Below are 13,725 nucleotides of genomic sequence, written 5' to 3'. Positions count from 1 at the left end.
TTTTATAAAACCTCCGTTTTTAACTCATATTCAAATTTATGCTGCCAGTTTTTAACTATCTTTTCAGTTTTCTGAGCTGCTATTCCTGTATACTTTTCTGGTTTTAAAATTAATTCTTTCTGTCGCTCAGCAAAACTTTCCCAATAACCCTGCAGTTCCTGACTTTGGTCAACCAGCTCTCTTAAGGAAAGATCTGTCTCCTGAGCTCTTAAGGTTAGCTTTCTTACTGCCTCATGTGCATCTGGATGACCTGATGCTGCTAAAAGAATATATAAAGGCTCAGCTACAATCATCTTTTTATTCTGTTCAAAATTTTTCTTAATATTTTCCTGATCAACTGCCATCTTAGAGCTGACTCTGGTTAAACGGGCTGCTGCTGAAAGCAAAGCTGTTATCAGTTCAGGAATAAAGCGAGAAGAAGCTGAATTTGTAAGATCTCTCTGATGTTCTGATAACTGATCCATATAAATTGTGGTCATCTGGGGCATAAAAGCCTTCCATAAGCTCTTTACATTTTCATAATTAATCGGATTCCGCTTGTGGGGCATGGTTGAAGATCCAACCTGATCTTTGCCAAAATGCTCACCAATTTCTGCAATTTCCGATCGCTGCAGCTGACGCATATCATCAGCAAAGGCTGCCAGCACACTAAAAGTTGAAACTAAAGAGTGGATAAAATCTGTCATCGGCTCAGCCTGCACAATCTGAGTTGAATGCTCACCCGGCTTTAAACCAAGCTCAGCTAAAACTTCTTTTTCAAACTCTTCCGGGTCTTCAAAAAAGATACCGCTGGCATTATAGGCACCAACTGCTCCAGCAAATTTACCAATAAGTTTGGCTGCCTTTGCTTCGATTTCTTCTATTCTTTCTCCCAGGCGGGCAACATATTCAGCAATAGTAAAACCAAAAGTCACTGGTACTGCATGCTGGCCGTGAGTTCTTCCAATCTGAACTCTATCTTTTTCTCTTAAGGCAATCTCTGCCCAGCTTTTATGTAGTTTTTTTAATTTCGGTATGATTAATTCTGAAGCTGCCTTCTGATAGCGAAGTGAATTTGCTGTATCTACAATATCATATGAAGTGGCTGTAAAGTGAATATAGGGGCGGGTTTCTTTACTTACCTTTTTTTGAATACAATTAACTAAGGCTCTAATATTATGTTTGGTTTTTGCTTCCTCATCATAAACCTCTTCAGTAGTTAATTTATCAATCGCTTTTTCAACTTCAGCTGGCGCCTTCTCCGGTGCCATTCCTCTGCTGGCCAGCACCTTAACTAAGGCCAGCTCAACCTCTGCCTGAAACTTAATAGTCGCATTCTCTGAAAGGTATTTCCCAATCTCCTCAAAACTCTTTTTCCGCCTTGAATAACGGTGATCAAGGGGGCTTATATTAGCAAAAATATCTCTAGTCTGCAAATTTTTCGCTCCTCTCAAAGTATTCCTGATATCCTTGTTCTTCCAATTTTTCTGCTGTATCTAGTACTTTTTCTTTCATTTCTCTGCGATATTCTTTCTGTTTTTGATTTAACTCTTCGTCACTGCGTGCTAAAATTTGTACTGCCAACAGGGCTGCATTTTTGGCTCCATTAATCGCAACTGTGGCCACTGGAACTCCAGGCGGCATCTGAACTATAGAATAAAGTGAATCAAGTCCACTTAATTTTGAAGTTTTAACAGGTACTCCAACTACAGGTACAGTTGTTACTGCTGCTACCATTCCTGGTAGATGCGCTGCACCTCCGGCGCCTGCTATTATCACATCTAAACCTTTTTCTTCTGCAGTCTCTGCATAATTATATAATCTATCAGGTGTACGGTGGGCTGAAACAACTGTCAGCTCATATTCCACTTCAAACTTATCTAAAATTTCTGCTGCCTCTTTCATTACCGGCAGATCAGAATCACTGCCCATAATAACTCCTACTTTAGGCTTCATAAAATTTTACCTCCCTAACTTTACTTGCTTAACTTAAATTTTTTTGAAATATATTTTTTCTTATATCTAAGTTTATTTAATCAAATTAGCGTTAAAAGAAAATTAAACTTCTCCTTTTATCTCAATTAATTGACTGGCCTCCAGAGCTCTTTCTACAGCCAGTTTCAGACTATCGGCTGTCACTGTCAGGTGGCCCATTTTACGACCAGGTCTGGCAATAGTCTTCTGATAAATATGAACCTTGACTCCTTCAATCGCAAGTGCCGGCTCCAATCCTATTATCTGAGCTTTACCTTCTTTTCCACTACCTAAGATATTGCGCATTACCGAAGGCCTAACTAAACTGCTATCTCCAAGCGGAAGACCAGTTATCGCTCTAACATGCTGTTCATACTGAGAAGTTACACAGCCTTCAATTGTATAGTGGCCTGAATTATGAGGACGAGGTGCGATTTCGTTAACCAGCAGTTCATCCTCTTCTGTCACAAACATTTCCACACAAAAAATTCCTATCCCCTCAAAAACTTTGAGTACTTCTCTGGCAAGCTCTTCAGCTTCTTTTTTCAGCTCCTCTGAAATTTCAGCTGGCACTTTTGTCTCATATAATATATTGTTTTGGTGCTCATTTTCTCCAACTGGATAAACCTTCATCTTGCCATTGAGGCCCCGAGCTGCAATAATTGATATTTCTTTTTTAAAAGGAATATATCTTTCTACCATCAGCGGAGTTTTTCCTGATCCCAGTTCCTGAAAAGCACTCTCTACTTCCGATTTATTGTCAATTAAGGCATTTCCCTTACCATCATAACCACCTGTACAGCTCTTTAACATCAGAGGATATCCAAAATCATCAGCCGCCTCTTTAATATCATTAGGATTAGAAACTTTTTTGAAATCCGGAACAGCTATCTGATCCTGTTTTAAAACATTTTTTTGATGATATTTATTTTGAATAATCTCCAGACTGCGGCCGGTTGGATATATCTTATAATCCTCAGCCTCTAACTCTTTTAAAACTTCAACATCTATATGTTCAAATTCATAGGTTATTAAATCAGATTTTTGGGCCAGTTTTTTTATTGCATTTTTGTCATCAAAATCAGCCACAAGGTGCTGATCTGCTATACTGTGGGCCGGGCATTTTTTTGTAGGGTCTAAAATGCTAACATAAAAACCCATTTTCTTGGCCTCTAAAATCATCATTTTCCCCAGCTGACCTCCACCAATAATACCAATTTTCTGTTTGGTCTTATCTTTAAATTTCAAATTATAACCTCCCGGTTAAATTTATTTTTTAAGTGCTTTCTGACCAATATCATTTCGAATCTGAAAATCTTCAAAATTTATTTTTTCTACACCACTGTAAGCCTTCTCAATTACTTCGCTAAAACTGTTTCCTAAAGCAGTTACAGCAAGTACCCTACCTCCATCAGTCAGCAATTTATCTCCTTCTAGCCTGGTTCCTGCCTGAAAAACAATTATTTCTTCAGCTGCTTCTGCTTCCTTGATTCCAGTAATTTCTTTTCCTTTTTCATATTCTACTGGATAACCTCCAGACGCCATTACCACGCAAAGAGCTTTCTGATTTTTCCACTTAATTTTAAGCTGATCTAATTTTTCATCAACCACAGCTTCCATAATATCTATCAGATCTGTTTCTAAAAGCGGGAGTACAACCTGTGCTTCCGGGTCACCAAAACGAACATTATATTCTAAAACCTTTGCTTTTTGATCTTTAATCATCAGCCCAAAATAAATAATCCCTTTAAAATCAAGGCCTTCACTCTGCAGTGCCTTAAGTGTTGGTTCCATGATTTCAGTTTTAAAATCTTCTTCGATCTGCTCAGTTACAACCGGGGCTGGTGCATAAGCGCCCATTCCGCCTGTATTTGGACCCTTACCACCATCATAGGCAGCTTTGTGGTCCTGCGAAGCTATCATCGGTACTATTGTTTTTCCATCACAGAAGGCAAGAATTGTAGCTTCTTCTCCTTCTAAAAATTCTTCGATAACAACTTTTTCTCCTGCATCACCAAATTTTTCATCTTTCATGATTGTTTCAACTGCTGCTAATGCTTCCGCCTCTGTCTGAGCCACAATAACTCCTTTACCTGCTGCCAGACCTGAAGCCTTAACAACAATCGGCGCTCCCTTACTTCTGATATACTCTGCTGCGTTTTTGGCGTCTGTAAAGCTCTGATAGGCTGCAGTTGAAATTTTATATTTTTGCATTAACTCTTTGGAAAAAGCTTTTGAACTCTCGAGCCGGGCAGCACTCTGATTTGGGCCAAAAACCTTCAGTCCATGCTCTTCAAAAAGATCAACAATTCCTGCTGCCAGTGGTGCCTCCGGCCCCACTAATGTGATATCAATTTTTTCTTTTAAAGCAAATTCTAATAGTGCTTCCTGATTACTTTCATCAAATTCAAGATTTTCACCATATGCTGCAGTTCCCGGATTACCTGCTGCTATATATAATTCTTCTACTCTGCTGCTCTGAGCTAATTTCCAGGCCAGTGCATTTTCTCTTCCACCACTTCCGATGAGAAGAATGTTCATGCTATCCACTCCCACTTTAATTTATTGGTACCAGGCCCATAAATTTTTTTGAACCAGGAACCTGAACGTAAAAATAAGTAAATTTCTCCAAAAATAAAAATAGCCCAGGTAGGAAGACTCTACATTCAATGAGTAGAACCTCCCCGCCTGGGCTTTTATCCCTTCGGTGTGATATATTAATATCTGTACCGCTCGGACCAGCCAGCAATTAGTGAGATATAATCTAATTAAATCTAAATAAACATAATTATCTCCTGAATACTGCGGAAACCTAGGTACACTTCCCTCATAGTCGAACAATTTACGGTGCTCGGTAGAGACTTGTGGGCCATATTCCCACTATTATATGAGGTACAAATTTAGTTTTTAATTTTACAATTTAATCTTAACAGATGCAAATTTTAAAGTCAAGCATGATTTAGTTGTCTTATTATTCAGAAAGAGACTGGAATAAAACTCCAGCCTCTCTTGGTTCTAAATATATTTTTATGGTTGATAGTTCCCACTCAAAAAACCTTTTTGAATAATCTTGCCTTTCATAGCCTCTAAAAGTTCTTTCTCACCTGCACCCGGTTCCAATTCTATAGCCTGATCAAGAACATAAACAATCAACCGATAAGTGTGCGGTTTTTCAAAAGTGCTGCTTGCTAAAGCAGGACCTCGATAACCAATATCTCCAAAATCATTTTTCCCTTGATAAGCCCCATCTAATTCTGGAACCTTTTTAAGATTCATCGGAATATTTCCCTGAATATTATCTATCACAGCTGGAATATTCCAGATTAACCAGTGCGTAGTTCTTTCAATTTCTGCATCTGCATCATTTAAAACAATAGCTAGAGTGTCAGCATCTTCATCAAGGTTTTCTATTCTTAATGGAGGTGAAATATTTTCGCCAATAGCAGTGTAACGAGAATCCACCTGATTATCATAACTAAAATCAGAAATAATCTTTAAATCTGCTCTTTCTGCACACATAATATCCCTCCTGTTAGGATAGTTAACTAACGACGAACTTTCTACATTACCATTATATGAAATAATCAGAAAACCATCAAATTATAATTTAAAATATTTTTTAAATTTGAAACTATATAATTTAGATCCTATTAAAATATACTTTAAAGCAAAAAAAGCCCCGAGTTTAAAATCTAAACCCGAGACTTATAGTAATTTCATCTAATTTATGCTATTAGCATATTTACAATTAGCTACTGTACTTCTACACTTTCATTTACAATATCTCCATCTTCAATCTTCCAGATACCAATTGCTCCCATGCTATCTCCAACATCATTAAATAATACTGGACCAGAAGCGCCTTCATAGCGGATTTTTTCTCCGGCTGCAATTAACTCTTTAGCCTTATCCCATTCATTAATATTAACCAACATTCCATCTTCAGCCAATACTTCATTAATTGCATCTCTGATAGCTGGACCCTCTGTGCTGCCAGCCTTCTCAATAGCTAAGGCCAAAACAAAGGTAGCATCAAAACTGGTATCAATATATGGCTTAGGAGGAATTTCTCCAAATTCTTCTTCATACAGCTCTGTAAACAATTCCGGACCTTTTCCTCCCGGCATTGAAGTTGGCGCTGTACCTCGCATTCCTTCTAAATACTGTTCAACACCTTCTGTAATTTCCGGAGCCTTTAAGCCGTCAGTAAAGATAAATTGATCAAAATAACCATTTTCTAAAGCCTGTCTGATAATTGTAATTCCTCCATCATCAGTATAAGCAATTAATAATAAAGCATCAGGATTTTCAGAAGCAGCATCCATCAGCTCACTTCTATAGGATACTTTATTAGGTTCAAAAGCAATAGATGCGGTTACTTCTCCACCTCTTTTTTCGAACTGCTCGATTACTGCATCATTTAAACCCTGGCCGTAATCATTATTAACATAGATTATTGCCAGTGACTCATGGTCTAAGTCAGCTGCCAGGTTTCCGGCAACTACTCCCTGCAGACTATCAGATGGTACTGTTCTAAATACATAACCATTATCATCTAAAGTAGTCAGTACCGGAGAGGTCGACGACGGAGAGATCAAAACTGCTTCTCCAGGAACTGTAACACTTTCAGCAACCGGGATTGTAACACCACTTGATAAAGCTCCCACGATTGCATTAATTCCATTTACAGAAACTAGCTTTTGGGCTCCATCTACTCCTGCCTGCGGATTTGTCTGGGTATCAACATTTACTAACTCCAGTTCTCTACCTCCTAAGAGGCCTCCCTGCTCGTTAATTATTTTCTGAGCCAGCAGAGTACCATTCCGGGTAAACTGACCATAAGACGCCAGCCCACCGGTAAGTGGCATTAAAGTTCCAATTTTTACAGTTTCTTGAGCAAAAACAGCACTAACAGTCAAAGACAGGAACAACATCACCAGCATAATAACAAATATTTTCTTTTTAAACATTACTTTTCCTCCTCTTATTCTCGCTACTTTTTCGTATTTAAAATACTCAACTAAGAGTAAAATTATTTAATTCTCAGCTGCTGTTTTTTTACTGCTGTACTTCTTTTCGCCAAATAGACCCTGAGGTCTGCTCAGTAAAATTATTTCCAAAAAGATACCGATTAAAATTACACGGACAGCAGCAGCCTGGGTTGTATAGGCAGCAGGCAGCATTCCTGTTAAAAACTCAGTCCCAGTCCAGATTCCCCAGGTTAAAAAAGCTCCAACAATAGAACCAAAGTTATTAGCACTACCACCAATGATCAGCATTATCCAGACTAAAAATGTAGCCTGCATTGGCCTAAAAGCTTCAGGTGAAATAAAGGAAGTAAAATGAGCATAAAGTGCCCCTCCAACCCCCATCATAAAAGCACCTAAAATAAAGGCCTCCATCCGATACCGAACCACATTTTTCCCTGCAGCTTTAACTACTTCTTCGTCTTCTCTAATTGCTCGTAAAACTCTACCCCAGGGAGAATTGATTCCTTTTTCACTTAAATAATAAAAAATAACAATAACTGTAATCACAATTAATAGAAAAAACAGGTTGTAATTTGAGCCAAAAATACCTGCCAGCGGTTTTGGAATAGCCGAAACACCTCTAACTCCATTAGTTAACCAGGCTTCATTTTTAACTACCAGCCTAATTATTTCAGCAATACCAATTGTTGCAATTCCCAAATAATCTTCCCGCAGTCGAATTGTTGGAATCCCCACCAACAGAGCCAGAACAGAAGCCACTAAACCTGCAGTCAGCAAACCTACAATAAAGGGCATTCCAAAGCCCCCCAGATGGTCCGGAGTAGGTCCTTTGGTCACAATTGCAGAAGTATAAGCTCCAACTGCCCAAAAACCAGCAATTCCTATATTAAAAAGTCCAGCAAAACCACGCTGAATATTTAAAGCAAGAGTCATGATTGCATAAATACCAACAAAGATTAAAAAGAAAACCAGATATGAAAAAACACCAGCAAAAGTCATCTATTTACACCTTCTTTCCCATTAAACCAGAAGGTCTAATTATTAACATTAAAATCATAATTGTAAAAGCTACTGCAGGTTTATAGGCTGCAGAAATAATCAAAGTTGACATTTCCTGAGAAATACCAATTACCAGACCACCAAACATTGCCCCATAGGGACTTCCTATTCCTCCCAGAATAACAGCTGCAAAAAGTGGAAGTAAAAGGTTCCAGCCCATTACAGGTGTCAGGTGAGTATCAAAGGCAAGTAATATCCCAGCAGCTGCTGTCAGCACACCACTCATTGCCCAGGTCCAGATAATTACTCTTTCTGTATTAATACCTGTTATCTGAGCCAGATCAATGTTATCAGCCATCGCCCGCATTGCCTTACCTAATTTAGTCCAGCTTAAAAACAAATGAACTGCAACTACCAGTGATAAAGCTAAAACTAAAATTATAATCTGATTTTCTTTGATCCTCAGTAATCCATCACCTAAGACAATTGGCATTTGAATAGCTTTTTCATAAAATTTATTCTGTGGCCCCCAAAATAAAAGGACAAAATTTCTAATTATTAAGGCAGCTCCAACAGAAGAAATCATTACAATAACAGAGTCTCTTTTCTTTAAGTGTCTGTATAAAATAAGATTTAACAGCACTGCTGTTCCGGCAGTTAAAGCTGCAGCTAAAACAAAAGCCAGCCAAAATGGCAGGCCTAATTGTACCTTAAATAAAAAAGCAAAATAAGCACCAAGTGTCATTAAATCACCATGGGCAAAATGTCCGAATTTCAAAATCCCATAAATTAATGACAATCCAATTGCACCCAGGGCAATAATCGATCCCAGTATTACTCCATTCAAAAAAAGCTGTAAGGCCATAGACTTATCCTCCCAAAAATAGCTGCGCTACTTCTTCATTCTCAAGTAAGCCTCTCCCACTATCCTCATATTTTTTTTCACCTGCTGCCAGTACATAACCTCGATCTGACATAGCAAGTGCTTTTTTAGCATTCTGCTCCACCATCAAAATTGAAACACCAGTTTTATTTATCTCTGCTACCTTCTCTAAAATAAGATCAATATACATTGGGGCCAAACCGGCTGTCGGTTCATCCAAAAGCAAAAGCTTAGGTTCAATTACTAAAGCCCGACCAAAAGCCACCATCTGACGCTGCCCACCACTTAAAGTACCTGCCTTCTTCTTCCTTTTCTCTACTAATGGTGGAAAAAGATTATAAATCAAATCAAATCTATCTTTAAGTTTTTTCTTTGATACATAGGCACCAAGCTCCAAATTTTCTTCCACAGTCAGGGTCGGAAAAATATTATCAGTTTGCGGTACAAAGGATAAACCTTTTTTTATCATCTGATCAGTATTAACCTGACTTAGATTACTATTTAGATAGTTGATTTCCCCGCCCATAATATCAACAAGAGAAAAAATAGATTTTAAAAGAGTAGACTTTCCAGAACCATTTGGACCCACAATTGAAACAATCTCTCCTTCATTAACTTCTAGAGAAATACCGTGGATAATTTCTATCTCACCATAGCCTGCATAGACTTCCTTAATACTTAACAATAAGACCACTCCTTAAGCCGTTTTCTCTCCCAGATAAGCTTCTAACACCTGAGGATTAGTTTTAATTTCAGCAGGTGTTCCTTCAACTAGATGCTTACCATCATTCATTACAATTACTCGATCACAGATATTCATTATCAGATCCATATTGTGTTCAATTAAAAGAATGGTCTTTCCTCTTTCTTTCAATTTTAGAATATTTTCGGCAATTTTATTTAATAAGGTCGGGTTAACACCAGCACCAGGTTCATCAAGTAAAATTAATTCTGGTTCTGCCATCAAGGCCCTACCCAGTTCAAGCAGTTTTTTCTGCCCACCTGATAAGTTAACGGCCATCTCATCTGCAAGATGTTCCATCTCCAAAAATTCAAGAGTTTCATAAGCCTTTGCTGCATTTACCTTTTCTTCGTTTTCTACCTTGGCACCTCTAAACCAGCTGTTCCAGATATTTTCACCACTCTGGCCGGAAGGCACAAGCATCAAATTCTCAAGTACGGTCATTTTCCTTAAAGTTTTAGGAATCTGAAAGGTCCTTGCCAGACCAAGTCGTGCAATCTGATGAGGCGCAAAATTATTTACTTTTTGCTCTGAAAAATATACTTCACCCTGATCCAATTTTAAAGAACCGGCAATTAAATTAAACATCGTTGTTTTCCCAGCTCCATTGGGGCCAATCAAACCTGTGATTGTATTTTTTTCCACCTCAAAAGAACATTCATCAACTGCCCTAAACCCACTAAACTCCTTTACTACACTTTTTACTTTTAACATAAAAGCTCACTCCTTTCTACTCAATTCTTTTTAGCTTCATGTTAAGTTGTATTAATCTTAATCCTTTTTCTGAGAGGTGTCAAGTATTCTATTTACAATGAAGAGCTTAATTCCTGTATACAATAATATTTTTCAGAATTATCCTTGTATACAGGGATAATAATTGTCAAAAGATCACCATATCTTTCTTTTCAAGCATTTTTTATTATTTAAAGCAGAGGACTATAATCATAATTATCAGCTGTTCCTCTAAAATCATTATAAACATCTCTTAAAATTACTATTCCTCTTTTTATTTGCTGATCATCTACCGCTGCAAAACTAAGACGAAAATAATTAGAATACTTTTTATTAATACTAAAAAGATAACCTGGAGAAAATACTACACCTTTTTGAGCGGCTTTTTCATATATTTCTTGAGCATCTCTATTTTCTGGTAATTTGATCCAAAAATAGAGTCCGCCTGTTATTTCAAATGTTATTTTTATCTCCTTCGGCAAGTGTTCTGTTATTTGATTTTTCATAAGTTTATACCTTTTTTGAAATAGATCTCTTTGTAAACTAATATGTTTATCTAATAATCCTTCTCTTAGATAATAATCAAAAGCACGCTGAGTCAGACCTCCACTGGAAATATCAGTAGCATATTTAGCTTCCAGCATCTCAGGCAAAAGTGTTTCAGGCAAAACTATAAAAGCAAGTCGTAAGCCAGGCATAAAGACTTTTGAAAAACTTTTAATATAAATTACCCTTCCCTGCTCATCATATTCCTTCAAATTATTAACTCTTTTCTGGTCATAATAAAGATCAGATAAAATATCATCTTCTATAATGTAAAAATCATATTTAGCTGCTAGTTCTAGCAGTTTAATTTGTTTTTTTCGACTCCAATTAATACCTGTCGGATTTTGAAAATTTTGCATAGTAAAGAAAAACTTTATTTCATTTTTTTTAAGATACGACTCCATTTCTTCCAAATCAGCTCCATCCTGCTCCATCTTGACACTTTTTATATCTGCCTTACGAGAATTGAAGGCCTGCAGGGCACCAAAATAAGTTGGATCTTCAACTATAATTTGATCTTTGTAATCTAAAAGAATTTTACTTATAATATCTATTGCCTGTTGAGCACCTGATACAACTTGAATTTGATTTAAAGAAGAATTGATTCCTCGTTTTGTGAAATATTTTCTGATTGATTTTCGTAAAGGCAAAAAGCCTTGACTTTTTTGATAACTAAAAGCTTCCCCTTGATCACGTTCTAAAACTTGATTAATCGCATATTTAAAATCTTCAACTGGAAATAAATCTGTACTCGGAGCAGCACTAGCAAAATTAATACTTTCTGCAAGTTTTATCTGTCCGTGTTTTAACATATCCTCTCTGTTTTTAGACTGAATTATTTTTCTGTCTGGTGCTACAAAACTACCGCTACCTACTTTTTTATAAATTAATTCTTCATCAGCAAGCATATCATAGGCTCGGACAACTGTAGCCGGATTAACTCCCACAGCCGCTGCCAGTTTTCTAATCGGCGGTAGTTTAGTGTCAACTTCAAGCTCACTTTTTATTTTATCTTTTAACTCTTTATAAAGCTGAAGATAAAGAGCAGAGCTGCTGTCCTCTTTTAAATTAATATTTAACATATTCTCACCCCTAAATTGTGTTGGTACAAAGTTTTTTAAAATTTATTGTATTAATCATTTGACATTTTGTATTACTTTAGTTTATAATTGTATTGTTGTTTGACCAAATACAAGCTTATTTAGGTTTATTGTATCATTACAATTATAATTAATCAATTAGGAGGAACAAATTTTATGTCAGAAAAATATCGTTTAAACAAAAACTTAGCTCAAATGTTAAAAGGTGGAGTCATTATGGATGTTACGACTGCTGAAGAGGCAAAAATAGCTGAAGAAGCTGGTGCAGTAGCAGTTATGGCCTTAGAAAAAGTTCCAGCTGATATTAGAAAAGATGGCGGAATTGCTAGAATGTCAGACCCAGAAATGATTAAAGAAATTGTTAATACTGTTTCTATACCAGTAATGGCTAAAGTTAGAATTGGACATTTTGTAGAAGCACAAATTTTAGAGTCTTTAGAAATAGACTATATCGATGAAAGTGAAGTTTTAACACCTGCTGACGAAGCTTACCATATTGATAAAAGAAAGTTTGAAATACCTTTTGTCTGTGGTGCCACTAATCTTGGTGAAGCTTTGCGTAGAATTGGTGAAGGTGCAGCTATGATAAGAACTAAAGGTGAAGCTGGAACTGGTAATGTAGTTGAAGCAGTTCGCCACATGAGAAAAATTAGTTCACAAATTAATAATTTAACAACTTTAAGTAGCCAAGAGTTAATGACTGCTGCTAAAGAGATGCAGGCTCCTTTTGAACTTGTAGAATACATAGCAAAACATGGTAAACTTCCAGTAGTTAATTTTGCAGCAGGTGGAATTGCGACCCCTGCGGATGCAGCTTTAATGATGCAGCTGGGCTGCGATGGTATTTTTGTTGGTTCTGGAATTTTCCGTTCTGGCAATCCGGCCAAAAGAGCTGAAGCAATTGTCAGAGCAACAACTCACTATCAGAATCCACAAATCATTGCCGAGGTATCAGAAAATTTAGGTAAAGCAATGTCTGGAATCGATATTAATGGCCTTACAGATTCAGAAAAAATGGCTGATCGGGGCTGGTAAAATGGAAACCAAAATAGGTGTTCTTGCTCTCCAAGGGGGAGTGGCTGAACATTTAAATCATCTAAATCAAATTGAAAATGTTCGGGCTGTAGCTGTTAAAAAACCTGAAGAATTAAATAGCTGTTTAGGATTAATTATCCCTGGTGGTGAAAGTACAACAATGAGAAAACTAATTAAAGATTACGATTTCAAAAAAGCAATTAAAGATTTTAATCAACAGCAAAAAGTCATCTGGGGTAGCTGTGCCGGCTTAATTCTGCTGGCAGCTGAAATTGAAGGAGAAAATGAAGAACAACTGGCACTTTTAGATATTAAAGTTAAAAGAAATGCTTTTGGAAGCCAGTTGGATAGTTTTATTGAAAAAGATATAATTCCAAAAGTTTCTACTGATCCTCAAGAACTAGTTTTTATCCGGGCACCGCTGATTACAGAAGTTGCTGAAAATGTAGAAATTCTTTATCAAAAAGAAGATCAAATTGCAGCTGTTGAAAGCGAATATATAATTGCTACTTCATTTCATCCCGAACTTACTGACAGTACAATTTTTCATCAATATTTCATTGAAAAAGTTAAAAGCTTAAGCAATTAGACTATATTTTGCATAAATAAATATAATAATATAACCCCCCTTATGGTCAACAGATAATATAATAAAATCTGTTCCAACCAGAAAGGGGGTTTTTTATTAATTGACTTAAGTAGAACAATTATTATATAATTTTTATAATACGAATGGAGGTAAAA

At 36.7% G+C, this 13,725-nt stretch carries 13 protein-coding genes and 1 riboswitch; of the genes, 2 read left to right on the top strand and 11 right to left on the bottom strand.

Annotated elements, in window-relative coordinates; all coding sequences use genetic code 11:
* Positions 1–2: 2 nt before the first annotated feature.
* From purB to pdxR, 11 genes are all read right to left on the bottom strand, one after another.
* A complete protein-coding gene (gene purB, locus HSACCH_RS07970) occupies positions 3–1,415 on the bottom strand; it encodes an adenylosuccinate lyase (RefSeq protein ID WP_005489067.1) in 1,413 nt (470 codons plus the stop codon).
* Complete coding sequence (gene purE, locus HSACCH_RS07965) at positions 1,405–1,935, bottom strand: 5-(carboxyamino)imidazole ribonucleotide mutase (RefSeq protein ID WP_005489065.1); 531 nt, start codon at positions 1,933–1,935, stop codon at positions 1,405–1,407. The genes purB and purE overlap by 11 nt, the downstream gene beginning before the upstream one ends.
* 102 nt (positions 1,936–2,037) lie before the next feature.
* The gene (locus HSACCH_RS07960) at positions 2,038–3,201 is read right to left on the bottom strand and encodes a 5-(carboxyamino)imidazole ribonucleotide synthase (protein ID WP_005489064.1); all 1,164 of its coding nucleotides are present in this window, start codon (positions 3,199–3,201) and stop codon (positions 2,038–2,040) included.
* Between the two features lie 21 nt (positions 3,202–3,222).
* Positions 3,223–4,494: a phosphoribosylamine--glycine ligase gene (purD, locus tag HSACCH_RS07955; protein ID WP_005489063.1), complete on the bottom strand. Its 1,272-nt coding sequence runs from the start codon at positions 4,492–4,494 to the stop codon at positions 3,223–3,225.
* Positions 4,495–4,763: 269 nt separating this feature from the next.
* Positions 4,764–4,864, bottom strand: a riboswitch (purine riboswitch).
* 116 nt (positions 4,865–4,980) lie between these two features.
* Entirely contained in the window at positions 4,981–5,472 is a 492-nt protein-coding gene (locus HSACCH_RS07950; protein ID WP_005489062.1) for a YbhB/YbcL family Raf kinase inhibitor-like protein, read from the bottom strand.
* A gap of 233 nt (positions 5,473–5,705) precedes the next feature.
* The gene (locus HSACCH_RS07945; protein ID WP_005489061.1) at positions 5,706–6,923 is read right to left on the bottom strand and encodes an ABC transporter substrate-binding protein; all 1,218 of its coding nucleotides are present in this window, start codon (positions 6,921–6,923) and stop codon (positions 5,706–5,708) included.
* 66 nt (positions 6,924–6,989) lie between these two features.
* Positions 6,990–7,943 (bottom strand): branched-chain amino acid ABC transporter permease, encoded by a 954-nt coding sequence (locus tag HSACCH_RS07940; protein ID WP_005489060.1) that lies wholly within the window; start codon positions 7,941–7,943, stop codon positions 6,990–6,992.
* A gap of 4 nt (positions 7,944–7,947) precedes the next feature.
* Positions 7,948–8,808 carry a branched-chain amino acid ABC transporter permease gene (locus HSACCH_RS07935; protein WP_005489059.1) on the bottom strand — a complete coding sequence of 287 codons (861 nt, stop codon included), beginning with the start codon at positions 8,806–8,808 and terminating at the stop codon, positions 7,948–7,950.
* Between the two features lie 4 nt (positions 8,809–8,812).
* A complete protein-coding gene (locus HSACCH_RS07930) occupies positions 8,813–9,511 on the bottom strand; it encodes an ABC transporter ATP-binding protein (protein WP_005489058.1) in 699 nt (232 codons plus the stop codon).
* A gap of 12 nt (positions 9,512–9,523) precedes the next feature.
* A complete protein-coding gene (locus HSACCH_RS07925) occupies positions 9,524–10,282 on the bottom strand; it encodes an ABC transporter ATP-binding protein (protein ID WP_005489057.1) in 759 nt (252 codons plus the stop codon).
* 209 nt (positions 10,283–10,491) lie between these two features.
* A complete protein-coding gene (gene pdxR, locus HSACCH_RS07920) occupies positions 10,492–11,928 on the bottom strand; it encodes a MocR-like pyridoxine biosynthesis transcription factor PdxR (protein WP_005489056.1) in 1,437 nt (478 codons plus the stop codon).
* Positions 11,929–12,102: 174 nt separating this feature from the next.
* On the opposite strand from pdxR, the gene pdxS reads away from it, so the two are divergent.
* Together pdxS and pdxT are read left to right on the top strand one after the other, a co-directional pair.
* Positions 12,103–12,981 carry a pyridoxal 5'-phosphate synthase lyase subunit PdxS gene (pdxS, locus tag HSACCH_RS07915; protein ID WP_005489055.1) on the top strand — a complete coding sequence of 293 codons (879 nt, stop codon included), beginning with the start codon at positions 12,103–12,105 and terminating at the stop codon, positions 12,979–12,981.
* Position 12,982: 1 nt separating this feature from the next.
* Positions 12,983–13,570, top strand: a complete 588-nt coding sequence (gene pdxT / locus HSACCH_RS07910) for a pyridoxal 5'-phosphate synthase glutaminase subunit PdxT (RefSeq protein WP_005489053.1) — start codon at positions 12,983–12,985, stop codon at positions 13,568–13,570.
* Positions 13,571–13,725: the final 155 nt, after the last annotated feature.

This window comes from Halanaerobium saccharolyticum subsp. saccharolyticum DSM 6643, from assembly GCF_000350165.1.
GTDB classification, from domain to species: domain Bacteria; phylum Bacillota; class Halanaerobiia; order Halanaerobiales; family Halanaerobiaceae; genus Halanaerobium; species Halanaerobium saccharolyticum.
This window is presented reverse-complemented; position numbering and strand designations above follow the sequence as displayed.